The organism is Tessaracoccus lapidicaptus (assembly GCF_001693815.1).
GTDB classification, from domain to species: domain Bacteria; phylum Actinomycetota; class Actinomycetes; order Propionibacteriales; family Propionibacteriaceae; genus Arachnia; species Arachnia lapidicapta.
The window spans coordinates 146,821-171,846 of sequence record NZ_MBQD01000025.1; the positions used below are offsets into that span (position 1 = coordinate 146,821).

26 protein-coding genes are annotated in these 25,026 nt (G+C 71.3%); 12 read left to right on the top strand and 14 right to left on the bottom strand.

Annotated elements, in window-relative coordinates; translation table 11 throughout:
* Window positions 1-38: 38 nt before the first annotated feature.
* The 3 genes from BCR15_RS12445 to BCR15_RS12450 all read right to left on the bottom strand — a co-directional run bounded on the left by BCR15_RS12445 (window position 39) and on the right by BCR15_RS12450 (window position 2,127).
* Window positions 39-1,172: a sensor histidine kinase gene (locus BCR15_RS12445; RefSeq protein ID WP_068752535.1), complete on the bottom strand. Its 1,134-nt coding sequence runs from the start codon at window positions 1,170-1,172 to the stop codon at window positions 39-41.
* A gap of 18 nt (window positions 1,173-1,190) precedes the next feature.
* Window positions 1,191-1,352, bottom strand: a complete 162-nt coding sequence (locus BCR15_RS14995) for a hypothetical protein (RefSeq protein ID WP_153302427.1) — start codon at window positions 1,350-1,352, stop codon at window positions 1,191-1,193.
* A 121-nt stretch (window positions 1,353-1,473) separates the two neighbouring features.
* Window positions 1,474-2,127: a response regulator transcription factor gene (locus BCR15_RS12450; RefSeq protein ID WP_068752536.1), complete on the bottom strand. Its 654-nt coding sequence runs from the start codon at window positions 2,125-2,127 to the stop codon at window positions 1,474-1,476.
* Window positions 2,128-2,208: 81 nt separating this feature from the next.
* On the opposite strand from BCR15_RS12450, the gene BCR15_RS12455 reads away from it, so the two are divergent.
* From BCR15_RS12455 to BCR15_RS12470, 4 genes are all read left to right on the top strand, one after another.
* Window positions 2,209-3,045 (top strand): alpha/beta fold hydrolase, encoded by an 837-nt coding sequence (locus BCR15_RS12455; RefSeq protein WP_068752537.1) that lies wholly within the window; start codon window positions 2,209-2,211, stop codon window positions 3,043-3,045.
* 56 nt (window positions 3,046-3,101) lie between these two features.
* Window positions 3,102-3,995: an EamA family transporter RarD gene (gene rarD / locus BCR15_RS12460; protein ID WP_068752538.1), complete on the top strand. Its 894-nt coding sequence runs from the start codon at window positions 3,102-3,104 to the stop codon at window positions 3,993-3,995.
* Window positions 3,996-4,040: 45 nt separating this feature from the next.
* The gene (gene abc-f / locus BCR15_RS12465) at window positions 4,041-5,639 is read left to right on the top strand and encodes a ribosomal protection-like ABC-F family protein (protein ID WP_068752539.1); all 1,599 of its coding nucleotides are present in this window, start codon (window positions 4,041-4,043) and stop codon (window positions 5,637-5,639) included.
* A gap of 97 nt (window positions 5,640-5,736) precedes the next feature.
* Window positions 5,737-7,164: a phosphoglucomutase/phosphomannomutase family protein gene (locus BCR15_RS12470; RefSeq protein ID WP_068752540.1), complete on the top strand. Its 1,428-nt coding sequence runs from the start codon at window positions 5,737-5,739 to the stop codon at window positions 7,162-7,164.
* A gap of 6 nt (window positions 7,165-7,170) precedes the next feature.
* Here the strand turns inward: BCR15_RS12470 and BCR15_RS12475 are convergent, their stop codons facing one another.
* From BCR15_RS12475 to BCR15_RS12495, 5 genes are read right to left on the bottom strand one after another with little or no spacing between them, the layout of a single operon-like run.
* Window positions 7,171-9,132, bottom strand: coding sequence for a glycoside hydrolase family 13 protein (locus BCR15_RS12475; RefSeq protein WP_068752541.1), 1,962 nt, complete (start codon window positions 9,130-9,132; stop codon window positions 7,171-7,173).
* A complete protein-coding gene (locus BCR15_RS12480) occupies window positions 9,116-10,474 on the bottom strand; it encodes a glycoside-pentoside-hexuronide (GPH):cation symporter (RefSeq protein WP_068752542.1) in 1,359 nt (452 codons plus the stop codon). The genes BCR15_RS12475 and BCR15_RS12480 overlap by 17 nt, the downstream gene beginning before the upstream one ends.
* Before the next feature lie 29 nt (window positions 10,475-10,503).
* Complete coding sequence (locus BCR15_RS12485) at window positions 10,504-11,289, bottom strand: putative RNA methyltransferase (protein WP_068752543.1); 786 nt, start codon at window positions 11,287-11,289, stop codon at window positions 10,504-10,506.
* Entirely contained in the window at window positions 11,286-12,041 is a 756-nt protein-coding gene (locus tag BCR15_RS12490; RefSeq protein ID WP_068752544.1) for an SURF1 family cytochrome oxidase biogenesis protein, read from the bottom strand. Before BCR15_RS12490 ends, BCR15_RS12485 begins: the two co-directional genes overlap by 4 nt.
* A complete protein-coding gene (locus BCR15_RS12495; RefSeq protein ID WP_068752545.1) occupies window positions 12,038-12,349 on the bottom strand; it encodes a DUF3099 domain-containing protein in 312 nt (103 codons plus the stop codon). The genes BCR15_RS12490 and BCR15_RS12495 overlap by 4 nt, the downstream gene beginning before the upstream one ends.
* A gap of 68 nt (window positions 12,350-12,417) precedes the next feature.
* On the opposite strand from BCR15_RS12495, the gene BCR15_RS12500 reads away from it, so the two are divergent.
* From BCR15_RS12500 to BCR15_RS12520, 5 genes are all read left to right on the top strand, one after another.
* Entirely contained in the window at window positions 12,418-13,128 is a 711-nt protein-coding gene (locus BCR15_RS12500) for a beta-ketoacyl-ACP reductase (RefSeq protein ID WP_068752546.1), read from the top strand.
* Window positions 13,129-13,141: 13 nt separating this feature from the next.
* On the top strand, window positions 13,142-13,915 hold the full coding sequence (fabI, locus tag BCR15_RS12505; RefSeq protein ID WP_068752547.1) for an enoyl-ACP reductase FabI: 774 nt from the start codon (window positions 13,142-13,144) through the stop codon (window positions 13,913-13,915).
* 64 nt (window positions 13,916-13,979) lie between these two features.
* A complete protein-coding gene (locus tag BCR15_RS12510) occupies window positions 13,980-14,765 on the top strand; it encodes an ABC transporter ATP-binding protein (protein ID WP_068752548.1) in 786 nt (261 codons plus the stop codon).
* 5 nt (window positions 14,766-14,770) lie between these two features.
* A complete protein-coding gene (locus BCR15_RS12515) occupies window positions 14,771-15,238 on the top strand; it encodes an NfeD family protein (protein ID WP_068752590.1) in 468 nt (155 codons plus the stop codon).
* A 10-nt stretch (window positions 15,239-15,248) separates the two neighbouring features.
* Complete coding sequence (locus BCR15_RS12520; protein ID WP_068752549.1) at window positions 15,249-16,415, top strand: SPFH domain-containing protein; 1,167 nt, start codon at window positions 15,249-15,251, stop codon at window positions 16,413-16,415.
* A 36-nt stretch (window positions 16,416-16,451) separates the two neighbouring features.
* Here the strand turns inward: BCR15_RS12520 and BCR15_RS12525 are convergent, their stop codons facing one another.
* Genes BCR15_RS12525 through BCR15_RS12535 form a run of 4 tightly spaced genes read right to left on the bottom strand, consistent with a single transcriptional unit; the run spans window position 16,452 to window position 19,592 of the window.
* Window positions 16,452-16,766, bottom strand: coding sequence for a pentapeptide repeat-containing protein (locus tag BCR15_RS12525; RefSeq protein WP_068752550.1), 315 nt, complete (start codon window positions 16,764-16,766; stop codon window positions 16,452-16,454).
* A gap of 11 nt (window positions 16,767-16,777) precedes the next feature.
* A complete protein-coding gene (locus BCR15_RS15380; RefSeq protein WP_256094652.1) occupies window positions 16,778-16,912 on the bottom strand; it encodes a hypothetical protein in 135 nt (44 codons plus the stop codon).
* Window positions 16,905-17,849 (bottom strand): bile acid:sodium symporter family protein, encoded by a 945-nt coding sequence (locus tag BCR15_RS12530; RefSeq protein ID WP_068752591.1) that lies wholly within the window; start codon window positions 17,847-17,849, stop codon window positions 16,905-16,907. The genes BCR15_RS15380 and BCR15_RS12530 overlap by 8 nt, the downstream gene beginning before the upstream one ends.
* 21 nt (window positions 17,850-17,870) lie before the next feature.
* Window positions 17,871-19,592, bottom strand: a complete 1,722-nt coding sequence (locus BCR15_RS12535) for a chorismate-binding protein (RefSeq protein ID WP_068752551.1) — start codon at window positions 19,590-19,592, stop codon at window positions 17,871-17,873.
* Window positions 19,593-19,669: 77 nt separating this feature from the next.
* Here BCR15_RS12535 and BCR15_RS12540 point away from each other — a divergent pair, with 77 nt between their 5' ends.
* From BCR15_RS12540 to BCR15_RS12550, 3 genes are read left to right on the top strand one after another with little or no spacing between them, the layout of a single operon-like run.
* Entirely contained in the window at window positions 19,670-20,455 is a 786-nt protein-coding gene (locus BCR15_RS12540) for a TrmH family RNA methyltransferase (protein WP_141680137.1), read from the top strand.
* Window positions 20,456-20,467: 12 nt separating this feature from the next.
* Window positions 20,468-20,950 (top strand): substrate-binding periplasmic protein, encoded by a 483-nt coding sequence (locus BCR15_RS12545; protein ID WP_068752592.1) that lies wholly within the window; start codon window positions 20,468-20,470, stop codon window positions 20,948-20,950.
* Window positions 20,947-21,930 carry a cation diffusion facilitator family transporter gene (locus BCR15_RS12550; protein ID WP_068752553.1) on the top strand — a complete coding sequence of 328 codons (984 nt, stop codon included), beginning with the start codon at window positions 20,947-20,949 and terminating at the stop codon, window positions 21,928-21,930. Before BCR15_RS12545 ends, BCR15_RS12550 begins: the two co-directional genes overlap by 4 nt.
* Before the next feature lie 60 nt (window positions 21,931-21,990).
* Here BCR15_RS12550 and BCR15_RS12555 read toward each other — a convergent pair whose 3' ends face one another.
* The gene (locus tag BCR15_RS12555; protein ID WP_068752554.1) at window positions 21,991-24,318 is read right to left on the bottom strand and encodes an ExeM/NucH family extracellular endonuclease; all 2,328 of its coding nucleotides are present in this window, start codon (window positions 24,316-24,318) and stop codon (window positions 21,991-21,993) included.
* Window positions 24,319-24,409: 91 nt separating this feature from the next.
* Window positions 24,410-25,015 carry a peptide deformylase gene (def, locus tag BCR15_RS12560; protein WP_068752555.1) on the bottom strand — a complete coding sequence of 202 codons (606 nt, stop codon included), beginning with the start codon at window positions 25,013-25,015 and terminating at the stop codon, window positions 24,410-24,412.
* Between the last annotated feature and the right edge of the window lie 11 nt (window positions 25,016-25,026).

Genomic DNA, 25,026 nt, shown 5'->3' on the forward strand with positions numbered 1-25,026 from the left:
AGGTAGATCAGGCCTGGCCGGAAGGTAGTCCCGGCAGGTCAGCGCCCCGCAGGATCCGACTGCGCGACCTCGTACCCGTGCGGGAGACGCACCCGGACGTGCCACCAGCCGGCGTCGCGCACGACCCGACAGGTCCCGCGCAGCAGCCCGGCCCGCTCCTCGATGCCGATGAGGCCGAGGCCGCGCGGATTGACGCGCGAGGCCGTCGTTCGGTTGCTGAAGACGGCGATGAGGTCGTCGTCGTCCTCGGTGATGGACAGGTGGCACTGCGTACCGGCGGCGGCGTGCTTGATCATGTTGGAGGCGGCCTCGACGGTCACCTTGGCCAGCGTCGTCGCCCGGGCCGAACTCACCGGGCCGATCCGCACCTCGGTGGTCGCCATGAACCCGTGGTCGCGCAGGCGCTGCGCCTGCTCCTCGACGGCGGCGGCGAGCGTGTCGGCGTCGGCGAGGGGACCGACGAACCCGGGTGGGGGTCCGTCGTGCTCCCGCAGCGTGGAGAGCAGTTGACGCAGGTCGTGCGCCGACGAGGAGCACTCCTCCGCGATCTGGCCCAGCCCCGCGCGGATCTCGTCCGTCACCTCCGCCGACAGCGCGAGCATGTGGGCGCGCATGGCGGCGTGGGAGAGGGTCTGGGCGACGGTGTCGTGCAGGTCCCGCGCCAGGGCCGCCCGCAGTTCCGCGACGCGCTCGTCGGCCACCTCGCGCTCGCGCAGCACGCGGCCGGCGGCCACCCGCCAGACGCTGCCCGCCCCGATGGCGAGCGCCGCGAGCACCAGCACGAAGGCCGCGGAGATGAGGTGGTCGCGCAGCGACGTCGACGAGTGCCACACCATCGTGGCGTACGCCGAGCAGCTCAGCAGCGCGACGAGCGGGACCTTCCAGCGCAGGTCAAGCCGGATGGCTGCGAAGACGTTGATGAAGCTGGCCAGGCCTGCCACGCTGACGTCGGCCGCCGGCAGGGCGAGGAAGGACAGGAGCGAGGCGACCGTGAGCACCGACGCCACGCGGGGCACCATGGCCGAGAGCCCGGCGCCCAGACAGAGCGTGAGGGTCAGCAGGCGGGCGGGCAGCCCCTGGTCCGGCTGCACGACGAGCGCGAACGCCAGCGCCAACACCGCCATGGCGGGCTCGGCCCACCGGGTGTCGACAGAGGGCGCCGCGCTTGTCATGCGGCGAGTCTAGGACGTCTACCGGTGCGGGCAGAGGTACGGGATGAGCAGGCAGTACCACTGGTGCGTGGGCGCCAGTTGCCGCGCCAGGCGCTTGATGAGGGGGCGGTGGAAGGCGGTGGTCGTCGTCACCAGGGCGATGGCGTCGGTCACGGTCGGGTCGGCGAGATGGTCGAGCATGCTGTGTCCTTTCGTCGGGCTCCGCCGGCGACGCTAGACGCCCGGGACGGTCATCACGCCGGGCCGGCCGACGAGCGAATGGCCGATGGTGGACACATCATCAACTTTCGTCTACGCCCGATCAGTCGTCCACCAGCCCCCACTCGTGGGCCTGGGCGGCCAGCGCCGCGCGATTGGGCTTGCCGAGCCGGCCGAGCAGGCGGCTGACGTAGGTCTTGACCGTGCTCGGGGCCAGGTAGAGCTCGTCGGCGATCTCGGCGTTGCTGCGGCCGCGGCCCACGAGGCGCATGATGTCGCGGTCGATGCGGCTGAGCGACGGGGGCGGGGCAGAGCGCGCCCGGCCCGACGCGAGGATCTTCGCCACCAGCTTCGGGGACACGAGGGCGTCCCCGCTGAAGGCGCTGCGCACGCCGTGCAGGATGAGCCCGGGGCTGTCGGACTTCAGCAGGAAGCCGGACGCCCCCGCGGTGAGCGCGCGGTGCATGACCCGGTCGTCGCCGAGCGCGGTGAAGCAGACCACGCGCATCGTCGAGGGTGGCGCGGTGAGGCGGGCGGTCAGCTCGATGCCGTCGAGCGTCGGCAGGTGGATGTCCACGATCACGACGTCGGGCTCCAGCCGGCGGGCCAGGTCCAGCGCCTCGGCGCCGTCGGAGGCGCTCCCGACGAGCTCGATGTCGGCCGTGCGCATGAGGTAGGTGGCGATGGCCTGCTGCGCCAGAGGGTCGTCCTCGGCGAGCACGACCCGGATCGGGGGCGCGACAGTCGGCTGCGTCATGTCCCACAACCTAGGCCAGGACCCCGTTCAGGGATTAGCCTTCTGACCACGGACAGGACTCAACAACTCCGGGAGGCGACGATGCCCACGTTCACGACTGCCGACGACGTCCGGCTGCACTACACCGACACCGGCGGCCCCGGCCGGCCGCTCGTCCTGGTCCACGGCTGGCCGCTGTCGGGCCAGGCGTTCGCCCGCAACATCCCCGCCTTCGTCGAGGCCGGCCTGCGGGTCATCGCGTACGACCGGCGTGGCTTCGGCCGCTCGGACAAGCCCGACACCGAGGTGGACTACGACCTGCTCGCCGACGACCTCGCCGGGCTCATCGGACATCTCGACCTCCACGGCGCCGTGCTGCTCGGCTTCTCGATGGGCGGGGGAGAGGTCGCGCGCTACTTCACGCGGCACGGGTCTTCCCGCATCGCGGGGGCGGTGTTCTCCGGCTCGATCACTCCCGCGCTGTGCATCACCGACGACAACCCCGACGGCGCGATGCCGTTCGACGGCTTCCAGGGCATGGCCGACCAGTGCGCCGAGGACCGCGACGGGTTCCTCGAGCAGTTCGTCACCTGGTTCTACAGCACCTCCGACGGCGGCCTCCAGGTCGACGACGACGTGCGGGCCCGCGCGGTGGAGATCGCTCGGCAGTCCGACCCCCGGATGGCCGTCGACACCATCCTGCTCTGGGCCACAGACCTGCGGGCCGACTGCCACGCCATCGACGTCCCCACCCTCGTCATCCACGGGGACGGAGACATCAACGTGCCGATCGACAAGTCCAGCCGGCGGATGGCCGACTTCGTGCCGGACTCGGAACTGGTCGTGATCCACGGTGGCCCCCACGGCGTCAACGACTCGCACGCCGAGCACTGGGAGCGCGAGATCATCGGGTTCATCGGCAGCGCGGTGGACAGGTAGGCCCCGCGGGCCGGGGTCGCCGGGCATCCGACTGACAGGGATATGCTCGGCGGGCGATGAACACTGATTCGAGGGCCGGACTCGGCTACGGCCTGGCGGCCTACGGCCTCTGGGGGCTCTTCCCGCTCTTCTTCCAGCTCTTCGGCCGGTCCGGTGCCGTCGAGGTGGTCGCTCACCGGGCTACGTGGTCGCTCGTGTTCTGCCTCGTCCTCATCGGCCTGCTCGGGCAGTGGCCGCAGCTGCGGGCAGCCCTCGCGGACCGCAGGCTCGTCGCGGCGCTCGCCGTCGCCGGAGGGCTCATCGTCGTCAACTGGGGGACGTACGTCTTCGCGGTCCTCAGCGAGCGGACCCTCGAGACGGCCCTGGGCTACTTCATCAACCCCCTGGCGGTCGCGGCGCTCGGGATCCTCGTGCTGGGGGAGCGGCTCCGGCCGCTGCAGTGGACGGCCATGGCCTTCGGGGTGGCCTCGGTGGTCGTCATGGTGGTCGGCTACGGCGAGCTACCGTGGATCGCGCTGACGCTGGCGGGATCGTTCGGCCTCTACTCGCTGGTGAAGAAGGTGGCAGGCCGCTCCGTCGGGGCCCTACCCGGGCTCGCGATCGAAACCGGCGCGGTCGCCCCCGTCGCCCTCGGCTACCTCGGGTACCTGGCCATGACCGGCCAGAGCACCGCCGACGGCGGCTACGCCCTGCTCCTGGCCGCCACCGGCATCGTCACCGCCGTGCCGCTCCTGCTCTTCGCCGCGGCGGCGCGGCGCGTGTCGATGGTCACGATCGCCATCCTCCAGTACCTGGCCCCCATCGGGCAGTTCCTCCTGGGCTGGCTGGTGTTCCACGAGCCGATGCCGCCTGCCCGGTGGGCCGGTTTTGCGCTCGTCTGGGCGGCGGTCGCGGTCTTCATCGCCGACGCCCTGCTCACCGGTCGCCGTCGCGCGCGTCTCCCAGCCTGACCGTCCCGGTTTGCCCTGCGCCCGCGCGCCTAGCAGACTGACCAGGTGCTACAGGTCAAGGACATCGAGGTGCGCGCGGGCGCCAGGCTGCTGCTGTCCCCGGTGTCCTTCCAGGTCATCGCGGGCGATCGAATCGGGCTCGTGGGCCGCAACGGGGCGGGGAAGACCACGCTCACGCGCATCCTGGCCGGTGAGGGCATCCCCGCCGGCGGGACCGTGAACCGCTCCGGACAGTTCGGCTACCTGCCGCAGGACCCGCGCTCCGGGGACCCGGAGCAGATCGCCCGCGACCGCATCCTGGGCGCGCGGGGCCTGGACCAGGTCGTCCGCCGCATGCGGCGCGCCGAGGAGGCGATGGCCACGGGCGACGGCGCGGAGCGCGACGAAGCGATGGCGGCCTACACGCGCGCCGAGGCCGCGTTCACCGCCGCCGGCGGTTACGCCGCGGAGGCGGAGGCCGCCAGGATCGCCGCCAACCTCGGCCTGGCGGACCGCATCCTCACCCAGCCGCTCAAGACGCTCTCGGGCGGCCAGCGCCGTCGTATCGAGCTCGCTCGGATCCTGTTCTCCGACGCCGACACCCTGCTCCTGGACGAGCCCACCAACCACCTCGACGCCGACTCCGTCGTGTGGCTGCGCGGGTATCTGCAGTCCTTCCCCGGCGGCCTCATCGTGATCTCGCACGACACCGAGCTGCTGCAGGCGGTCGTCAACAAGGTGTTCCATCTCGACGCCAACCGCGCCGAGCTCGACATCTACTCCATGGACTGGAAGCGGTACCTCCAGCAGCGCGAGACCGACGAGAAGCGGCGCCGCCGGGAGCTGGCCAACGCCGAGCGCAAGGCGTCGCAGCTGATGGCGCAGGCGGACAAGATGCGCGCCAAGGCCACCAAGGCCGTCGCGGCGCAGAACATGGCCAAGCGGGCCGAGAAGCTGCTCGCGGGCGTCGAGGGCGAACGGCGCACCGATGCGGTGGCCAAGATCCGCTTCCCGGAGCCGGCGCCGTGCGGCAAGACGCCGCTGCGGGGTCACGACCTCAGCAAGTCGTACGGCTCGCTGGAGGTCTTCACCGCCGTCGACCTGGCGATCGACAAGGGCTCGAAGGTGGTCATCCTGGGGCTCAACGGCGCCGGGAAGACGACCATGCTGCGGCTGCTCGCCGGCATGGAGACGCCGTCGTCGGGCCGCGTGGAACTGGGTCACGGCGCCCGGCTCGGCTACTACGCGCAGGAGCACGAGACGCTCGACGTGAAGCGCAGCGTGCTGGACAACATGAAGTCCGCCTCCCCGAACCTCAACGACACCGAGGTCCGCAAGGTGCTCGGCTCGTTCCTGTTCACCGGTGACGACGTCGAGAAGCCCGCCGGGGTGCTGTCCGGCGGCGAGAAGACCCGCCTGGCGCTGGCGATGCTCGTGGTGTCCGCCGCCAACGTCCTGCTGCTCGACGAGCCCACCAACAACCTCGACCCGGCGTCGCGCGGCGAGGTGCTCAACGCCATCCGCACGTACGCGGGCGCCGTCGTCCTCGTCACCCACGACCCGGGAGCCGTGGAGGCGCTGGAGCCGGACCGGGTCCTCGTGATGCCCGACGGCGTCGAGGACCTCTGGAGCGACGACTACGCCGAGCTGATCGATCTCGCCTGAGGCGGGCTGCTGCGCGTCCGCGCACCCCCGCTGAGCGTTCGCGCACTGCGGTGCGCGTTCCCGCCGACGCGGGAGGCCGCGGGCCTAGGGTTGAGACGTGGCGAGGATCAAGTTCGGGACGGGCGGCTGGCGGGCGATCATCGGTGACGAGTTCACCCGCGCCAACGTGCGGCTGCTGTCGGCGGCGTTGGCGCAGCGGATCATCGACGAGGGCGTGGCGGACCGCGGGGTGGTCATCGGCCACGACCGCAGGTTCCTCTCCGACATCGCCGCGGAGTGGGCCGCCGAGGTGTTCGCCGGGTACGGGGTCCGGACGGCCGTGATCAAGGTCGCGCAGGCGCCGACGCCGCTGATCATGTGGACGGTCAAGGACCAGGACCGCCCCTACGGCATGGCCATCACCGCCTCGCACAACCCGGCCCTCTACAACGGCATCAAGGTGTTCACCCACGGCGGGCGCGACGCCGACGAGACGGTCACCGACGACCTGGAACGCCGGATGGAGCCGCTCGAGGGCGCGGGCGAGGCCGGGATCGCGTCGATGCCCTACCCGAAGGCCGTCGCGTCGGGCGCCGTCGAGGAGATCGACACGTTCAACGGCTACATCGACTCCATCATCGCCCAGGTCGACATGGACGCCATCCGGGAGGCGAAGCTCAAGATCGCCCTGGACCCCATGTTCGGGGTGTCGCGCACCTCGCTGCAGACGATCCTCCTGACGGCCCGGGTCGAGGTCGACGTCATCAACGACCGCCACGACACGCTCTTCGGCGGGCGGCTGCCGTCGCCGACGTCGCACACGCTGCAGGCGCTGTCGCGCTACGTCGTGGACCACCGCTGCGACCTGGGCATCGCCACCGACGGCGACGCGGACCGCATCGGCATCATCGACGACCGCGGCCACTTCCTGCACCCCAACCAGCTGCTGGTGATCCTCTACTACTACCTGCTGCGCTACAAGGGGTGGCGCGGCCCGGTGGTCCGCAACGTCGCGACGACGTCGCTGCTCGACGACGTCGCGGAGCGGTTCGGGGAGCGCTGCTACGAGGTGCCGGTGGGGTTCAAGTGGGTGTCAGGGAAGATGGCCGAGACGGGGGCGGTCATCGGCGGCGAGTCGTCGGGCGGCCTCACCGTGCGCGGGCACATCGCCGGCAAGGACGGCATCTACGCCGCGGCGCTGCTGGTGGAGATGATGGCCGTGGTGGGCAAGCCCATGAGCGAGATCTACGACGACATCACCAGCCAGTTCGCCCCCCGGTACATGGCCGAGGAGGACTTCGCCTTCGACCCCGACCGGAAACCGGAGATCCTGGCGACGCTCCTGGAGGAGCACCGGATCCCCACGTTCAGCGAGCCGGTGACCGGCACCTCCTACCTCGACGGCTGCAAGGTGCTGTTCGAGGAGGGGTGGATCATCGCGCGGTTCTCGGGGACGGAGCCCTTGCTGCGGATCTTCTGCGAGCTGCCGGACCGGGCGCGCGCCGAGCGGGCGTGCGAGGAGTTCCGGGCGTTCCTGGGCCTGTGACGCCGGTCAGCGGATGCGGCTGACGGTCGCCTCCCACGGCTCCATGACGTCGCGGCGGGGCCCGCCCATCACCGGCACGATCCTGCCGCCCACGTGGGGACGCTTGCGGCGCTTGGACGACGTGTTGCACTCGATGAGGAACTTCTCGTCGCCCAGCGAGCGGATGTAGGCGAAGTAGAACTTGTGGTGCGGATGCACCCACCGGAGGGCGCCGATCGTGAGGGAGCGGTGCTGCCGGCGCAGCGCGATCAGCGCCTTGTGCCACGAGTACACCGAGTCCGGGTCGGCGACCTGCTCCTCGGCGGAGAAGCCCGGCTCGTCGTCGGTGCCCACCAGCCACGGCGTGCCGTCGGTGAAGCCGCCGTCGCGGGTCCAGCGCATCGGAACGCGCGAGTGGTCGCGGGAGCCGGCCAGGATCTGACCCCACGCGGCCTCGGGGGTCATGCCGCGCCCCATGAGCGCGTCGTGGCGGTTGATGGACTCGACGTCGCGGAGTTCGTCGACGCCGGAGAACTCCTGGTTGATCGCCGCGAGTTCCTGGCCCTGGAACAGGAACGGCGTCCCGCGCATCGTGAGCTGGATGGTGGCCAGCATCTTGCCGATGGCGGTGCGCACCTGCGGGTCGCGCTCCCGGCCCATCCCGAACTTGCTGAGCATGCGCGGGTTGTCGTGGTTGTCGAGGAACACCGCGATCCAGTCGTTGGGCGCCAGGTGGGAGTCGTAGGCGCGGTAGAAGCGCTTGAGGTAGTACAGCTTGTAGCGGTACGAGTCCCACCGGGTGTGGCCGGGGTTGTCCAACACGTCGAAGTTGAAGATCAGGTCCATCTCGCCGCGGCCGTAGCCGCTGAGCAGCCGGCCCAGCTCCATGCCGATGCCCGGCGTCTCGCCGACCATCACGCCGATCATGTCCGGAGGCAGCGGGTCTCCGAGCGTCCCGTCGGGGAGACGGCGGCGTGGCGTCGAGGCGGGGCGCTCGCGGCGCGTGAAGCCGTCGCGGCGCAGCCCGCGGAGGAACTCGTGCAGCCGGGGGCCGTAGAAGTAGTGCTCTACACCCGTGAACTCGAGGATGTCGCCGATGAACGGGTGCCCGTCCGGCAGGCCCTCCCGCTTCGAGATGTAGTTGATGACGTCGAGGCGGAAGCCGTCGATGCCGCGCTGCATCCAGAACGAGACGATGTCGGCGACCTCGTCGCGCACGTCGCTGTTGTCCCAGTTGAGGTCCACCTGGCCGTCGGCGAACAGGTGCAGCACCCACCGCTTCGCCTCGGGGATCCAACTCCACCCCGATCCGGAGAAGAACGAGGTCCAGTTGTTCGGCGGCGTGTCAGGGTCGCCCTCGACCATGAAGTAGTAGCCGCCGTACCGGCCGGCCGGGTCCGCGACGGCCTTGCGGAACCACTCGTGCTGGTCCGATGTGTGGTTGACCACGAGGTCGAGGATCAGCCGCATGCCGCGCTCGTGACACCCCGCGATGAGGGCGTCGAGGTCCTCCAGCGTGCCCATCTCCTCGTTGACGTCGCGGTAGTCGCTGACGTCGTAGCCCATGTCCTGGTTCGGCGACTTGAACACCGGCGAGAGCCACACGCAGTCGACGCCGAGGTCGTGGAGGTGGTCCAGCTTGCTGATGATGCCGCGGATGTCGCCGACGCCGTCGCCGTCCGCGTCGCGGAACGACCGCGGATAGACCTGGTAGAACACGGCCTCGCGCCACCACGGCGTCGGTTCCGGCGCCCGGCCCCGCAGCGGCCGGTCCGTCTCCTGGTTGACGAGGTCGAGCACGACGTCGACCATGCCGGGCCCGGTCAGCGGCTGCGTGAGCCGTTCCACCCAGCTCAGCTTGAGCCAGGAGATCAGGTGGATGAGCCGGCGGGGCAGGCCCGTCTGGAGCATGAGCTTGTCGATGACGTCGCGTCCCACCGGGTGCCGGTACAGGTGAGCGACGGTGTGACGCTTAGTGATCTGCGGCATGGGGGCCGCCTCCTCTCAGCTCGGCCACGATGCGGCCGTAGAACTCCTCGTCGAGCCGGTACCGGGCGCGGAGGATCAGGTAGCTCGCCGCCATCAGTGCCATCGGCAGCCCGAGCATGGCACCGCGGAGGATGCCGAGCCCGGCGTCGGTGACGTCGTCGGCGGTCCGGGCGACGTCGATGCCGGACCAGATCAGCGTGATGCCGACGATACCGCTCGCGACCGCGTTGCTGAGCTTGTAGATGAAGGGCTGCAGCGAGAAGGTCACCGATTCGTTGCGGCGGCCCAGCTTCCAGTGCCCGTACTCCACGGAGTCCGCGATGAACATCACCATGAGCAATTGGACCGCGCCCTGTCCGGCGAACACCAGCACCCCCGCGATGCCCACCAGCAGCAGCGAGGTGCCCGACACCATGAACACCAGGTAGCCCAGCAGGCAGACGATGGTGGCCACCAGGTGGATCCGCCCGCGCGTCATGACCTTCGACAGGAGCGGGAACGCGGCGAGCGCGGCGATCTGCGACACCCCGAGGATGGCCGCGAACACGGGGTAGGCGCCCTCGTCGCCGTAGGCGTACTTGAAGTAGTAGAGCCCGAACGACGCGGTGGTGAGGTAGCCGGACATGAACGCCACCATCGCCAGCGTCACCCACAGCAGCTGGTCGTTGCGCGCGATGACACCGAACAGCTCCCGCAGCGGGGTCATCTCGGGGCCGGCCGGCACCTGCTCGCGAGTGAACAGCAGCGTGAGGGACTGGAAGGCGAGCATGAGCACCACGAGGACGGCGGCGAGCGTGAACCAGGCGACCTCGGCCGAGCCGAGCAGCCCCTCCAACGCCCGGGTGGCCGGCACCAGCGCCACGACCATGGCGAACAGCCCGACGTTGGCGCAGATCCGCGCGAGGACGCCGATCTTCTCCCGCTCCTTCTGGTCCTGCGTCAGCGAGGGCAGCATGGACCAGTAGGAGATGTCGTTGACGGTGTACGCCACCTCGTAGACGAGGTAGACGACGGTGAACAGCGCGACGTAGCCCCAGCCGTCGGCGCCCAGGTCCGCGAACATCAGCAGCGACGCGCCGCCCCACAGCACGGCGCCGATGAGGATCCACGGCCGGAACTTGCCCCACCGGGTGCGCGTGTTGTCGACCACGACACCCATGACCGGGTCGTTGACGGCGTCGAAGACCCGCATCGCCACGAGGATCACGGTGATGACACCAAGCTGCGCGCCGGAGATCTGCAGCACGTCGGTGAGATAGAACATCAGATACAGCGACACCAGCGCCGCCAACATGTCGCGGCCGAGTGTCCCCAGGCCGAACCCCCACCTCGACGCCGCCATGGCCACACCCTAAGGGGTCGGGGCGGCCGTCAGGGGCGTACCAGCGTCACCACGTCGACGGCGGCTGCCACGGACTCCGCAGGGACCCCTTCGGGGAGGCCGTGGAACGCGTTGGGGCCCATCGCGATGAGGTCCGCCACGGCGTCGGCGGCCAGGTCGGCCCGCCAGCGCACCGGCCGCACGTGTGCCTCCCAACCCGGAAAGCCCGCCAGCAGCGCGTCCGTCTTGTCGCCCGCCACGTCAAGCAGGCCGTGACGGGTGCGCAGGGCGGCGAGGTGCTCCGCGGTGGGCACGGCCACGACGACGCGCCCGCCCGGGGCGAGGACGCGGGCGAACTCCGCGGGGTTGCGCGGCGCGAACACGCACAGCACCGCGTCGACGGCGCCGTCGGCGACGGGCAGACCGGCCCAGGTGTCGGCGACGATGGCCGCGGCCCGCGGGTGCGCCCGTGCCGCCCGCCGGGCGGCGGCGGGGGAGACGTCGGAGGCCAGGCCCTCCGCGTCCGGGTGCGCATCGAGGGCCCGTGCCAGGTAGTACCCGGTGCCGGCGCCCACCTCCAGGATCCGGCCCGCGCCCGCCGTCGCCGCGGCGACCGCGTCGGCGAGCGGCGCGTAGTGGCCAGCGGCGAGGAACCGGGCGCGGGCCTCCAACATCGCGGGGGTGTCGGCGTTGGCCGGCGCCGCCCGGCCCAGCAGGTTGACGTAGCCCTGCCGCGCGATGTCGAACGAGTGGCCGGCGGCGCAGCGCAGCGCGCCCGGCGTGCGGGTCAGCGGCGCCGCGCAGTGCGGGCAGCGCAGCCAGTCCAGGCCGCTCACCGCGGGGGCGGTGCGGGGCTGGCGGGGCCCGCCTGCCGCTCCCGACGACGGTCGCGGAGGTCGGCGCGCACCAGCACCACCATGCCGATGACGCCGATGGCCGTGAACGCGAACCACTGGAGGGCGTAGCTGAGGTGCGGGCCCTCGTCCAGGGCGGGCGCGCCGAGCGGCCGGAGGTCGGGGGACTCGGCAGGCGTCGACTCCAGCAGGGCGACGTACCCGTTGACGAGGTCCTCGCCGAGCGCGCGGCCCAGGGCGTCGGAGTTGAGCAGACGGATCTGGTTCTCATGCGGCGTCATGGCGCCCTCGTCGCCGCGGTCGTTGCGCCGCACGAAGCCGGTGACGGTGACCTCTCCCTCCGGCGGCTCAGGCAGGACGCCGTCGGGGTGACCGGGTTGCCGGGGGAGGAAGCCTCGGTTGACTAGCAGCAGGTCGTCCCGGTCGGTCCGCAGGACCGCGACGGCCTCGCTGCCGTAGGCGCCGTCGAGGGACCGGTAGCGGACCTGGAACCAGTCCCCGGTGTAGGTGCCTGTGGCGGTGACGCGGTACCACTGGTCGTCGTCGTCGATCGTGCCCGTCATCACCTCGTGGTAGGGCGCGACGGGGAGGGCGCGGTGCGCTTCCACGATCGCGTTCGAGTCACGCCGCTCGTCGAGGCGGCGGAGCTGCCACTGGCCGAGCAGGATGAAGGTCGTGGCGAGGACCGCGGCGAAGACACCCATCGCGATCCACCGCTTCACCTGACGGCTCACTCGCCCTCCTCGACGCTGCCGGGGACGATCTGGCCGCCGCTGATGGCCGGCCGGGCGGGCTCGTCGGGGCGCACCGGAGGTGGCGGCCGGTGGTCGGCGTTGTTGGCGAACAGGACGGCGAACGCCGGCAGCAGCGCCGCGGCGGCCAGGGCCGCGATCTTCCACCAGCCGGGCACGACCAGGAAGGCCAGGAAGCACGCCGTGCGGACGCCCATGGTGATCAGGTACCGGCGCTGGCGCTCCTCCAGGTCCAGTGTCCGGCTGCGGCCGGCGCTGGTGATGAGCGTCGCGTCCGTCGCCTTGGCCATGCGTTCCAGCATAGTCCGGCGCCCAGCGGGCGGGCCGTCACCGCGGGCCCATGCGGTAGGTTGCTCCCGTGGCTGAATCAAGAGTCGTCCTCGTCACCGGGGGCTCCAAGGGCATCGGGCGCGCGATGGCCGAGACGTTCCGCGACGCGGGCTACCGCGTGGCGGCGACGTACCGCTCCGGCGGCGTCCCCGACGGCGTCCTCGGCGTCACCTGCGACATCACCGACCAGGGCCAGGTCGACCAGGCCTTCTCGACCATCGAGGCCGAGCTCGGCCCGGTGGAGATCCTGGTCGCGAACGCGGGCGTCACCCGCGACACGCTGCTCATGCGGATGTCGGACGAGGACTGGGACACCGTCATCGACACCAACCTCACCGGCACGTTCCGTGTGGTGCGCCGGGCGACCCGCCCGATGATGCGCAACCGCTTCGGCCGCGTCATCCTCATCTCGTCGGTCGTCGGGCTCCTCGGCTCTCCCGGGCAGATCAACTACGCCGCTTCGAAGTCCGCGCTGGTGGGCATGGCCCGCAGCCTGGCGCGCGAACTCGGCAGCCGCAACGTGACCGCCAACGTGGTCGCCCCGGGCTTCATCGAGACGGACATGACCGCCGTCCTGCCCGAGGAGACCATCGCCGGCTACAAGTCGCGCATCCCCACGGGCCGCCTCGGCACCGTCGACGACGTCGCCCACGCGGCACTCTTCCTCGCCGGCGAACACGCCGGCTACATCACCGGCGCCGTCGTCCCCGTCGACGGCGGCCTCGGCATGGGTCACTAGAAAGGACGCCGCGATGGGTCTCCTCGAAGGCAAGAACATCCTGGTCACCGGCGTGACCATGCGCACCTCGATCGCGTACGCGGTGTGCGACATCGCGCAGCGGGAGGGCGCCACCGTCGTGGTGTCCGCCGCCGGCCGAGCCATCGCCCCCGCGCAGCGGGCGATCGCCAACCTCGACCCGGTGCCGGCGCTCATCGAGCTCGACGTCACCAACCCGGATCACCTGGCGGCGCTCCCGGAGACGCTCAGCGAGCACTTCGACGACGGCCTCGACGGCATCGTCCACTCGATCGCCTACGCCGACCCGGAGAAGGCGCTCGGCGGCGCGTTCCTCACCACCGAGTGGGAAACCGTCGCGAACGCCCTGCATATCTCGGCCTACTCGCTGCAGTCGCTCACCATGGCCGCCAAGCCGATCCTCAACCGCGGGGCCGGGGTCGTCGGGCTGACGTTCGACGCCCGGGTCAGCTGGCCGACCTACGACTGGATGGGCGTGGCGAAGGCGGCGCTGGAGTCGACGTCGCGGTACCTCGCCCGCTACCTCGGTCCGGACGGCATCCGCGTCAACCTCGTCGCGGCCGGGCCCCTCGACACGGTGGCCAAGAAGGCCATCCCCGGCGCGTCGTCGTTCAACGACATCTGGGGCCAGCGCGCCCCGCTGTCGTGGGACACGAGCGACGCCGTCCCGTCGGCCAAGGCCGTCGTGGCGCTGCTGAGCGACTGGTTCCCCTCCACCACGGGCGAGATGGTCCACGTCGACGGCGGGCTGCACTCGACCGGCGCCTGACAACCGGCCGGGCTTCCGGCACGCCGATCCTCGGGCACCCGGCGGGTCGGGTAGGTTGGTGGGCATGGCAGCGGTGGCGGAACTGGCGGGCGTGACGGTCCAGCGTGGTGGGTCCACGCTGTTGGACAACCTCAGCCTGGTGGTCGGTGAGCAGGACCGCTGGGTCGTCATCGGGCCGAACGGCGCGGGGAAGACCACGCTGCTGCAGCTGCTCGCCGCACAGCTGTATCCCACCGACGGCATCGTGGGACTCCTCGGCGAGGTGGTCGGCACCGTCGACGTCTTCGAGCTGCGGCCCCGGATCGGGCTCACCTCCTCGGCGCTGGCCGAGCGCATCCCGGACGCGGAGAAGGTCCGCGACGTCGTGCTGTCCGCCGCCTACGCCGTCGTCGGACGCTGGCGCGAGGAGTACGACGGCTACGACCTCGACCGCGCGGACCAGCTCCTCGGCTCGATGCGCATGGGCGGCTTCGCCGAACGCACGTTCGGCACCCTCAGCGAGGGGGAGCGCAAGCGCGTCCAGATCGCCCGGGCGCTGATGACCGACCCCGAGCTGCTGCTCCTCGACGAGCCCGCGGGCGGCCTGGACCTGGCCGGTCGGGAGGCCCTCGTCGACACGCTCTCCGAGCTGTGCCTGGACGAGGACTCGCCCGCGACGATCCTGGTGACCCATCACGTCGAGGAGATCCCGCTCGGCATCACGCACTGCCTGCTGCTCAGCGGCGGCCGGATCGTGGCCGCCGGGCCGATCGCCGAGACCCTCACGGATGAGAACCTCAGCGCCACCTTCGACCTGCCCCTGACCGTCACCACCGACGGCGGGCGGTGGAACGCCAGGAGCCGACGGTGAACGAGCTGCTCGACTGGATCCAGGCCAACCTGTGGGCGGGCTGGGGGATCCTCGCGGCGCTGCTGGCCGCGGCCGAGCTGCTCACGATGGACCTGACGCTGCTGATGCTGGCGGCCGGCGCGGCCGCCGGGGGCGCCACCGCCCTGATCTTCCCGGGACTGGTGTGGCTGCAGATCGTCGTCGCGCTCGTCACCGCGGTCCTCACGCTGTTCCTCCTGCGCCCCACGCTCCTCGACCGCGTCCGGCGTGCCCCGGGCTACCGCTCGTCGCTCGACACCCTCGTGGGGGCCTCGGGCCACGCGACGGCGGCGATCACGCGCACGGCCGGGGAGGTCAAGGTCTCCGGGCAGGTGTGGGAGGCCCGCTCGTTCGATCCCAGCGTCACCATCGACGCCGGTGAGGAGGTCGAGGTCTTCGGCCTCGACGGCATCACCCTCATCGTCTATCCCACCCGTCGACAGCTCGGCAGCTAAGGAGCCCGCCATGCCCGACATCACATTCTGGGTCCTCATCGCGCTGGTCATCCTCATCGTGATGATCCTCGCCGCGACGCTGAAGATCATCCGCCAGCAGCAGGTGGCGCTCGTCGAGCGCCTCGGCAAGTTCCGCAAGGCGCTCGAGCCCGGCCCCCACCTCGTCGTCCCCTTCTTCGACCAGGTGCGCTACACGCTCGACATGCGCGAGCAGGTGGTGCCGTTCCCACCCCAGGGGGTCATCACCGAGGACAACCTCATGGTGAGCATCGACTCGGTCATCTACTTCCAGATCGTGGACCCGGTGCGCGCCGCCTACGAAGCGCAGAACTACCGGGCGGCCATCGAGCAGCTGACCATGACCACCCTGCGCAACATCATCGGCGGCATGGACCTCGAGGCCGCGCTCACGTCGCGCGAGGAGATCAACCAGCGGCTCCGCGCGGTCCTCGACGAGGCCACCGGCAAGTGGGGCATCAAGGTCAACCGGGTCGAGCTGCGGGCCATCGAGCCGCCGCCCACCATTCGCGACGCCATGGAGAAGGGCGCGCGCGCCGAGCGCGAGAAGCGGGCACAGATCCTGCTGGCCGAGGGCCAGCGGCAGTCGCAGATCCTGTCCGCCGGCGGCGACCGCGAGGCCGCGATCCTGCGGGCCCAAGGCGACCGCGAGGCCCAGGTGCTGCGCGCCCAGGCCGAGCGGCAGGCGGCCATGCTCCGGGCGGAGGGCGAGGCGCAGGCCATCACCAGCGTGTTCGAGGCCATCCACGCGGGGCAGCCGGATCAGGCGTTGCTCGCCTACCAGTACATGCAGATGCTGCCGAAACTCGCCAACGGTGACGCCAACAAGATGTGGATCGTGCCCAGCGAGCTCAACGACGCGCTGAAGGGCCTGGGCCAGATCGCCGGTGGCGAGGCGGAGGACGTGCGGGAGTACGTGTCGAAGGCCACCACCCAGTTCCAGCGCCCCGAGAAGGTCGACGTGCACGCGGAGATCGAGGAGCAGGCGCAGAAGGACAAGAAGCGCTCCGACGCGACGGTGGAGAAGGCCATCGCCCACGCCCAGGCACTCGAGCAGACCAAGCTCGCCAGGCGCCAGACCGTGGGCCGGCCGGCGCTGCAGCAGGCGCCCGAGGCTGAGCCCGTCCCGCAGGAGACGCCGCCGGGCGACTCGCAGTAGAGGCGCTGGGCGCCTCCCGCGCCCAGCGGGCGCCACTCAGCCGAGATCGATGCCGAACTGGTGCAGCAGCGCCAGTGCGGCGTCGTCGGGCGTCAGGCGCAGCCCCTTCGTGCGGCAGGTCGCCAGGTCGATGCGGTAGCCGTAGCTGCCCTTGAGGTTCGCGTCGCGCAGGTCGGCGTCGGCGAAGCGCGCCCGCGTGAGGTCGCAGTCGGTGAAGCGGCTGCGCGTCAGCGTGACGTCGCTGAAGTCCACGTCGACCAGGGAGCAGCGTTCGAACACCCAGCGGTCAGCGGTGGCCTGCTGAAAGCTGCCCAGGTCGAGCTTGCACTCCGAGAAGTACGGCTGCCCCAACCCGGAGGTCCTCAGCCTGCGCCAGGCCACACCCACCAGGTGCAGTCGTCGAACTCCATCGCCTTGAGTGCGGTCGAGCCCAGCACACCCGTGAGGGTCTCGCCGACGAAGACCTCGTCGCCCCCCAGATCCGCGAGATTACGCACGCTCGCGCCCCTCCCTGCCCAGGCGGTTCGCGAGGACAGAACTGGCGAGTAGTTGGGCCTGGTGGAACAACATGAGCGGGATCACCAGGACGCCGACCGTGGCGCCGCCGAAGAGGACGCTCGCCATGGGCACTCCCGTGGCCAACGACTTCTTCGTGCCGCAGAACATCAGCGCGATCCGGTCCTCGCGCGGCAGGCCGAGCCGGCCTCCCAGCGTCCACGTGAAGACGAACATGAACGCCAGCAGGCCGAGGGCCAGGGGCACGAGCAGAGCCAGGTCGAGTGGCTGGAGCTCGCGCCACACGCCGGAGACGCGGAGCTCGGAGAACGCGCCGTAGACGATGAGCATGATGACCGCCTGGTCGAGGAACTTGAGCCTCGCGCGGTGGCGGGCCATGAACCCGGCGGTGGCGAACCTCGACAGCTGGCCGAGGACGAACGGGAGCAACAGCTGCACCACCACGCCCCACACCTGCTCGAACCCGATGGATCCGCCGCTGGCGGTGGGGATGAACAGCATCGCCAACAGCGGCGTGAGTCCCACGCCGAGGATGTTCGACGCCGTCGCCGACACCATGGCTGCGGGCACGTTGCCGCCGGCGAGCGACGTGAAGGTGATCGACGACTGGACGGTCGAGGGCACGAGGCACAGGAAGATCAGGCCGGCCCGGATCGGGGCGCTCAGCACGCCGTCGGGCAGGAACAGGAGCGGGGTGGCGAGCAGGGGGAACACGACGAACGTCGTCGCCAGGATCGCTACATGCAGCTTCCAGTTCCTCAGGCCCGCGAGCGTCTCGGCCGCCGACAGCCGCGCCCCGTAGCCGAAGAACAGCACGAACACGCCCACCCGGGTCACCAGGTCCAGGACCTCGGCGGCGGATCCGCTGACGGGCAGCAGCAGCCCCAGCGCCAGCGTGCTCAGGATGATGACCAGCATCGGGTCGATCCGCAGCTTCACTTAACTCTCCTCCAGTCGGGCGGGCAGGACGCCGCGGACGGCGTTGGTGACGACGAGGGTGTCCGCGCGGCGGAGTTCGTCGACGGTGAGGCGACGCTCCTCGATGCGGCCCGCGCCGATCAGCTCCGGGCGGGCGAGGATCTCGGCGCGCTGTACGCCGTCGAGGATGCCGAGGTCCAGCGGCGGGGTGACCCAGCGCCCGTCCACGAGTGCGACGACCGACGTCCGCCCGCCCTCCAGGACGTACCCGTCGGCGTCGTACCCGATCGTGTCGAAAGCTCCGGCGTCCTCCGCCGCGCGGACGGCGTCGTCGTACAGCTGACGCGCCGACGTCTTGTGGCGCGCCAGCGCGCCCGGGCGCCACGGGGCCGGGGCCAACCGGGCCGTGACCTCGCCGGCCAGCGGCGCCAGTGGGCTGCGGGTGACCCTGGCCGTGCCGTCGGGGGCGACGTCGATGCCCACCCGCCAGCTGCCGGCCCGCGGGGTCTCCGCGACCGCCCTGGCGACGGCGTCTCCTGGGTCCCCGAAGCCGAGCGCGCGCGCGGAGGCCGCGAGCCGGGACCGGTGCCGTGCCGCGAGGGGCGCCGCGCCGTCGACGACCCGCATCGCCTCGCGGAGGTGGACCGTCGGTCCGGCGTCGGTGGCGAACCGGGCCTTGGCGCGGCACTCGGCCCACTCGGCCGCCGCGGTGCTGTCGGTGACGATGCCCGAGCCCACGCCCAGCGTCGCGGTGCCGGCGGCGTCGATCTCGAGCGTCCGGATGACCACGGAGAGGTCCATGCGCCAGCCCAGCGGATCATCGGCAGGCTCGATGGTGCCGAGCGCGCCCGTGTACAGCCCGCGCGTGGTGGGCTCGGCGGCGCGGATGAGCCGCATGCTGGCCAGCTTCGGCGCCCCGGTGATCGAGCCGCACGGGAACAGGGAGGACAGCAGCAGCGCCGGGGTGGTGCCCGGAGCGAGGTCGCCGTGGACGGTGCTGGTCATCTGCCAAAGGCTCCCGACGCGCTCCACCTGGAACAACCGGTCGACCGCGACCGTCCCGGGCACGCTCACCCGGCTGAGGTCGTTGCGGATGAGGTCGACGATCATGAGGTTCTCGGCGCGGTTCTTGGGGTCCGTGCCGAGCAGCGCGGGGTCCGAGTCCGCGTCGGCGGTGCCCTTCATCGGGCTGCTGGTCGCGACGCCGTCCGCGACGTGGAGGAACAGCTCGGGAGACAGGCTGAGCGTCCACGCGGCCGCCGGTCCGGGGAGGTGCGCGAGGACGCCGAACTCGACGGGTTGGCGCTCGCGGAGCCGCGCGTAGAGCGCGGCGGGGCTGCCGACGGCACGGCCGGTGACGCGATGGGTGTAGTTGACCTGGTAGCTGGTCCCGGCGGCGATCGCGGCGCGGATCGCCTCGACCTGGGTCGCGAACTCGGCCTCGGTCACATCCGGCGCGGTGTCGGCCAGCCAGCCGTGGCCGTCTGCCGGGAGCACCTCGCCCAGGTCCACGTCCCGGCGCTCGGCGAACCAGTAGAGCGCGCCCGGAGAAGGGCGACGCAGGCCCGTCTCCGCCTCGGCGAGGTCGTAGGGGAGCCAGGCTAGGCAGTGCTCACCCCGGTCCCAGCCGGCGGCCAGTGCTGCGTCGAGCCCGGAGAGATCGACGCGATCGACCCTGGTCAGCCGCGTGTGGAGGGTCGCGCGGCCCGTGCGGGCGTCGTCGAGCAGCGCGAAGGGGTCCATGGCCGACAAGGGTATCGGGCGCGCCCGGCGCAGCGGGCGGTCGGGTGGGGCGCGTAGGGCTGCGGTCTCGTACAGTGCTGCCCATGCTCATCGACGTGACCGACGCCGGGGACCCGCGACTCGTCGACTACGTCGGGCTGCGGGACGCGCAGCTGCGCCGGCCCGAGGTGTCGCGGTTCATCGCTGAGGGCGTCAAGATCATCGAGCGGGCCTTCGCGGCCGGGTGTACGCCGCGCTCGCTCCTGCTGCAGCCGCGGTGGCTGCCCGGCCTCCGGGAGCTGATCGACGCCTGGCCCGACGTCCCGGTGTACCTGGCGTCCGAGGCCCTGATCGAACACGTCAGCGGCTTCCACGTGCACCGCGGGGCGCTCGGCTCCTTCGACCGGCCACAGGAGACCGGCTGGGACGAGCTGCTGGGCGGACGACGCCTCATCGTGTGCGAGGACACCGTCGACCACGCCAACCTCGGGGCCATCATCCGCGTCGCGGCCGGCCTCGGCTGGGACGGCGTCCTCGTCTCACCCGGCAGCGCGGACCCGCTCTACCGGCGCGCCGTCAAGGCGTCGATGGGCTCGTCGCTCGCCCTGCCGTGGCGGCGGATGGCCTCCGACAGCGACCTGCAGCGCCTACGGGACGCGGGCTTCACGCTCGTGGCGTCGACGCTGGCGCCGGGCGCCGTCGACCTCGCCGGCCTCGAGCCCCCGGCGAAGGCGGCGCTGCTGCTCGGCACCGAGGGACAGGGCCTGAGCGACGCCTGGTCCGCGGCCGCGGACCGCCACGTCACCATCCCCATGGCGGCCGGCGTCGATTCGCTGAACGTCGCCACGGCCGCCGCCATCCTGGCCTACGCCCTGCGCCCGTGACACACTGCGATGATGGTGCGCATCATCGTGAGGGTGACCGCGGCGCTGCTCAGCCTGGTGCTGGTCGGTTGTGCGGAGCCCGCCTTCCCCCGCGACCCGGACGACACGCTGCAGCGGGCGAGCGGGGGGACCCTGCGGGTGGGGGTGTCCGACCACCCGCCGTTCACCGAGGTCGCCGACGACGGGTCCGTGTCGGGCGACGAGGTGGAGATCATCGAGGGCTACGCCGAGTCCATCGGCGCCACCGTGGAGTGGCGCGACGGCGCCGAGAGTGAACTGGTGGAGTTGCTCGACCTGGGTCAGCTCGACGTCGTCATCGGCGGGATCGCGTCGGACTCCCCATGGTCCAAGCACGCCGCCTTCACCCGGCCCTACACGCGCGTCGTCGGGACGGACGGCAAGGCGCAGAAGATGGTCATCGCGGCCCGCCTGGGGGAGAACGCCCTGCTGACCAGCCTCGACCGCTACCTCATCGAGAAGGGGCTGCGGGCATGAGGCGCGCGGTGTCGTCGGTGCTGCCGCCTGAGCAGTCCGCCATCCTCGCCAAGGCGGTGCGGCTCGAGTGGATCACGCTGGTGGTGATGACCGTGATCATCGCCGCCGTCGGGATGGCGGCCGGTCAGTCCCAGGCCATGCGCACCGCCTTCGTGGAGGACTCACTGGCGCTTCTACCGCCGATCGCGTTCCTCATCGGGGTGGCGCGGGCGCGCAAGGGACGCAGCCCGGAGCACCCCTACGGCCACCACCGCGCCATCGCGGCCGGCCATCTCGTCTCCGCGGTCGCCCTCCTGGTGTTCGGCCTCATGCTGCTCTACAACGGCCTGTCGGGACTCGCCAAGGGGGAGCGGCCGCCGATCGGGGCGATCTCGCTGTTCGGCCAGACCTTCTGGTCCGGGTGGCTGATGATCGGGGTCATGACGCTCAGCGCCATCCCGCCGGTCATCCTCGGCCGGATGAAGCTCAAGCTCGCCGAACAGCTGCACGACAAGGTGCTGGCCGCGGACGCGGACATGCTCAAGGCGGACTGGCAGACCGGGCTGGCGACCGTGGTCGGGGTCACCGGCATCGGGTTCGGCCTGTGGTGGGCGGACTCCGCCGCCGCCGCGCTGGTCTCCATGTCGATCGTCAAGGACGGTTTCACCAACGTGCGCGGCGCCGTCGGCGCCCTGCTGGACCGCCGGGCCGCCCCGCTCGAGTCGGACGAGCCGGATCCGCTGATTGAGAAGCTCCGCGACGAGGCGCTGCGTACCCCGTGGGTCGCGGAGGCCGCCGTGAGGAGCCGCGATATGGGCCACGTCTTCCACAGCGAGGTGTTCGTGGTCCCCGTGGAGGGCGCCAGGCTCCGCATCGAGGACCTGGAGGAGTTGCACGACCGCTGCCGGGACGCGGACTGGAAGGCCGTCGACACCGTCATCGTGCCCGTCGACGGCATCCCCGAGGGGCTGAGCGCGTTGGATCCGCGGAGCCGGGGCTGATCCCCGGGCGCACACATGAGGGCCGGCCCCGCCTGGGGACCGGCCCTCTGCAGTGTGGGGTCAGCGCTGCGGACCGCCCCAGTCGGGCCGTCCGCCGAACCGGCCGGAGTTCGGTTCGGTCAGGGTGAGGCCGACGAGCACCGGGTCGTGGTCCGAGGACCGGTAGGGGTCGGCCGCCCACAGGTCCGCCTCGGCCGCCCCCTTGTAGGTGGTGTCGTAGTCGAACAGATCCGACTCGTCGGCGTTGATGTGCCACGCCGCGCTCCCCGAGACGAAGCCGGCCAGCGACTCGTTGGCCAGGGCGTAGTCGAGGTAGCCGATCATGCCGTCGAAGACATAGGAGTACGCCCCCTCGCCGCCGAACTGCTTCTCCAGATCCGTGTACCCGGCCTCGACGAACGCGTCGATGGGCGCCTCATGGTCGTAGCTGTTGAGGTCGCCGATGACGAGCGTGCGGGCCTCGCCGACGCCCGTAGGGTCGGAGGCCAGCCACTCGATCATCCGCTCGGCGGCGGCCAGGCGCGTGCCGTTGCAGTTGCCGGAGCCGTCGACGGTGTCGGGGTCGCCGACGCCGGCGCATGACGAGCCCTTCGATTTGAGGTGGTTGACCGCCACGTTGACCTTCTCGGGGCCGCGGACCTGCTTGAACGTCTGCAGCAGGGTCGGCCGGTTGAGGTCGTCGCCGTAGTCGAGGGCTGCCCAGTCGCCGACGGGCTGCACCGTCGAACGCTTGTAGATGAGCGCCTGGATGATGGCGTCCGAGCCGACCACGCCGGTGTTGACCGCCCGGTAGGTGTCGGCGCCCAGGTGCGCGTTCAGGGCCGTGACCAGGTTCTCCACGGCCGTGCCGTTGTTCTCGATCTCCATGAGACCGACGACGTCGGCATCCATGGCCGCGAGCGCGGCGACGATCTTGGCCTGCTGCCGCTCGAACTCCTCCACCGTGTCGGCGCCGCGGGCCTCCGGGTCGTCCGAGCGCAGGGTCGTGAAGTAGTTGAGCACGTTCATCGACGCGACCGTGAGGTCGCCGCCCACCTCGGGGACGTCGGGCCGCGGGTTGGCCGGGACGTGGGTGGCGCCCTGCGTCGGCTGGACCTTCCACGCGTTGAACACGTAGCTGAGCACGCCGGTGATCCCGGACACGCCGTCGCCGCCGCGGAAGTAGTTGTCGCGGGTGAACGCCTTCCCGTTGGGATGGATCGCCGGGGAGGGATTCTGGTCGGTGCGGCCGTCGTCGACCACCAGTCGGTTGGCGAGGTTGACGCTCAGCAGGCTCTGTGCGGCCGGTCCCGGCTCGACCACGGCCGTCGGCGTGTGCTGTCGCGAGGTGCCGTAGACGATCTCGCCGTAGCGGTCGAAGTTGTAGTACTCGATGATCGTGAGTTCGTCGGGGAACCTCACAAGCATCCCCTCGTGGCGCTCGGGCGACACCAGCGGCAGGGTCAGGTCGAGGGGCGTCACCGGCCCGCCGGAGCCCAGCACCTCCACCGACGTGGGCGAGAGCTGCGTCTGGTTCCGGTACTCCGACACCCGGCCGGCGACCCGTACCCGGTCCCCCGGGGACACCGCGACACCGCCGCGGTAGACGAAGACGGCGTCGCTGGTGGCAGAGTCACGGTCGCCGGCGTCCTGCACGAAGAAGCCGTCAAAGCCGCCGCTCTGGAAGTCGCCCGTGACGACGCCCTCGACGGTGACGTCCCGGCCCGCGTAGGCGGCCCGGTCGCCCGTGCCCTGGACGGTCCCGATCGGCACGATCGCGGGTTCCTGCGGCTCGGGCGGGTCGGTGGGCTGGGTTGAGCCGTCGCACGTGAAGGTGCCCAGGGCGCTGAACGCGTCCAGGCCCTTGCCGGTCCACTGGGCGGTTGGGTCGAAGGCATCCGTGGGGTCGGCGTCGACGACACACGCCGAGCGCACCAGCGTTCCGTCCCCCGTGCCGAGCAGCTCGGAGCCCCATTCGGTGCCGGGATCGTGGCCGACCTGGCCCAGCGAGTCGACGACCGTGGTGCCGGACCGGAGGACGACGGCGTCGTCGCCGTTGTACCAGCCGGAGCCGTTGGTGGCCTCGGCGAGCGCGAGCAGCTGCGCGTCCGCGGACGCGTGGACCACGTGGTGGTAGCCGCCCGGGGCGACGGTCCCGGACAGGGTCACGGTCAGGCCGGCGGACGACGCGCCGTTGAGGAACATCTCGATCCGGTGGCCGGTGAGGTCGATGGCCCGCGCCGTCGGGTTGTACAACTCGAGCGCCTTGTTGTTACTGCTGCCCTCCAGGTAGGCGCTGATCATGAGGGTGGAGGGGGCGGCCGCCGCGTCGTGCGGCGTGGCCCCCAGCAGTCCGGCCGCCAGCGCCGTCGCGGCGCCGACGGCGGCCGCGCGTTGTCTCAGGGACATGGGTCTCCTCGTGACTCGGGTATCTGTCCCGCGAGCCTAGGGAGCCGATCTGAACCTGAGAAGGACTGTTAGTTAACGTCGGATGAACCGGTCACGCGGTCGCGCCGGGGGGAGTGGCATGCGTGGCCTTCGGCGACACGGGCCAGTCGTCGGGGTAGCGCCACGCCAGCTCGGTGACCTTGGCGTCGAGCTGGCGCCGCAGCCGCGCGGACAGCCGATCCCCGAAGACCGTGCCGTTGAGGTGATCGGTCTCGTGCTGCAGGCAGCGCGACAGGAGCCCGGTCCCCACCACCGTGACGTCGTTGCCGAAGGCGTCCTGGCCGGTACACACCGCCTGGTCGGGGCGGGCCAGCACCGCGTACCCGCCCGGGTAGGACAGGCAGCCCTCGTCGGCGGACTCCAGCTGCCGCGCGGCGCCCTCGGGCAGCGTGACCGTCGGGTTGCACACCACGCCGATGTGGATCGTGTCGTCGGCGTCGGGGCACTCGTAGATGAACACCGCCTTGCCGACGCCGACCTGGGTTGCGGCGAGGCCGACGCCCTCCGAGGCCCGCATGGTGGCGAACATGTCGCGGACGAGGGTGTGCAACTCCTCGTCGAACTCCGTGACGGGCTCGGTGGGCTGATGCATGACGGGAGTGCCCCAGCGGGTGATCGGCCTTACCTGGCCGCCCTGCGTGAGATCGTCCTCGGTCATCGTCATCCTCC

Bases quoted from the DNA above. Each gene is read 5' to 3' on its own strand.
- BCR15_RS12445 (WP_068752535.1), bottom strand. From the start codon at position 1,172: ATGACAAGCGCGGCGCCCTCTGTCGACACCCGGTGGGCCGAGCCCGCC.
- BCR15_RS14995 (WP_153302427.1), bottom strand. From the start codon at position 1,352: ATGCTCGACCATCTCGCCGACCCGACCGTGACCGACGCCATCGCCCTG.
- BCR15_RS12450 (WP_068752536.1), bottom strand. From the start codon at position 2,127: ATGACGCAGCCGACTGTCGCGCCCCCGATCCGGGTCGTGCTCGCCGAG.
- BCR15_RS12455 (WP_068752537.1), top strand. From the start codon at position 2,209: ATGCCCACGTTCACGACTGCCGACGACGTCCGGCTGCACTACACCGAC.
- rarD (WP_068752538.1), top strand. From the start codon at position 3,102: ATGAACACTGATTCGAGGGCCGGACTCGGCTACGGCCTGGCGGCCTAC.
- BCR15_RS12475 (WP_068752541.1), bottom strand. From the start codon at position 9,132: ATGCCGCAGATCACTAAGCGTCACACCGTCGCTCACCTGTACCGGCAC.
- BCR15_RS12480 (WP_068752542.1), bottom strand. From the start codon at position 10,474: ATGGCGGCGTCGAGGTGGGGGTTCGGCCTGGGGACACTCGGCCGCGAC.
- BCR15_RS12495 (WP_068752545.1), bottom strand. From the start codon at position 12,349: ATGGCCAAGGCGACGGACGCGACGCTCATCACCAGCGCCGGCCGCAGC.
- fabI (WP_068752547.1), top strand. From the start codon at position 13,142: ATGGGTCTCCTCGAAGGCAAGAACATCCTGGTCACCGGCGTGACCATG.
- BCR15_RS12510 (WP_068752548.1), top strand. From the start codon at position 13,980: ATGGCAGCGGTGGCGGAACTGGCGGGCGTGACGGTCCAGCGTGGTGGG.
- BCR15_RS12520 (WP_068752549.1), top strand. From the start codon at position 15,249: ATGCCCGACATCACATTCTGGGTCCTCATCGCGCTGGTCATCCTCATC.
- BCR15_RS12530 (WP_068752591.1), bottom strand. From the start codon at position 17,849: ATGCTGGTCATCATCCTGAGCACGCTGGCGCTGGGGCTGCTGCTGCCC.
- BCR15_RS12535 (WP_068752551.1), bottom strand. From the start codon at position 19,592: ATGGACCCCTTCGCGCTGCTCGACGACGCCCGCACGGGCCGCGCGACC.
- BCR15_RS12545 (WP_068752592.1), top strand. From the start codon at position 20,468: ATGGTGCGCATCATCGTGAGGGTGACCGCGGCGCTGCTCAGCCTGGTG.
- BCR15_RS12550 (WP_068752553.1), top strand. From the start codon at position 20,947: ATGAGGCGCGCGGTGTCGTCGGTGCTGCCGCCTGAGCAGTCCGCCATC.
- BCR15_RS12555 (WP_068752554.1), bottom strand. From the start codon at position 24,318: ATGTCCCTGAGACAACGCGCGGCCGCCGTCGGCGCCGCGACGGCGCTG.
- def (WP_068752555.1), bottom strand. From the start codon at position 25,015: ATGACCGAGGACGATCTCACGCAGGGCGGCCAGGTAAGGCCGATCACC.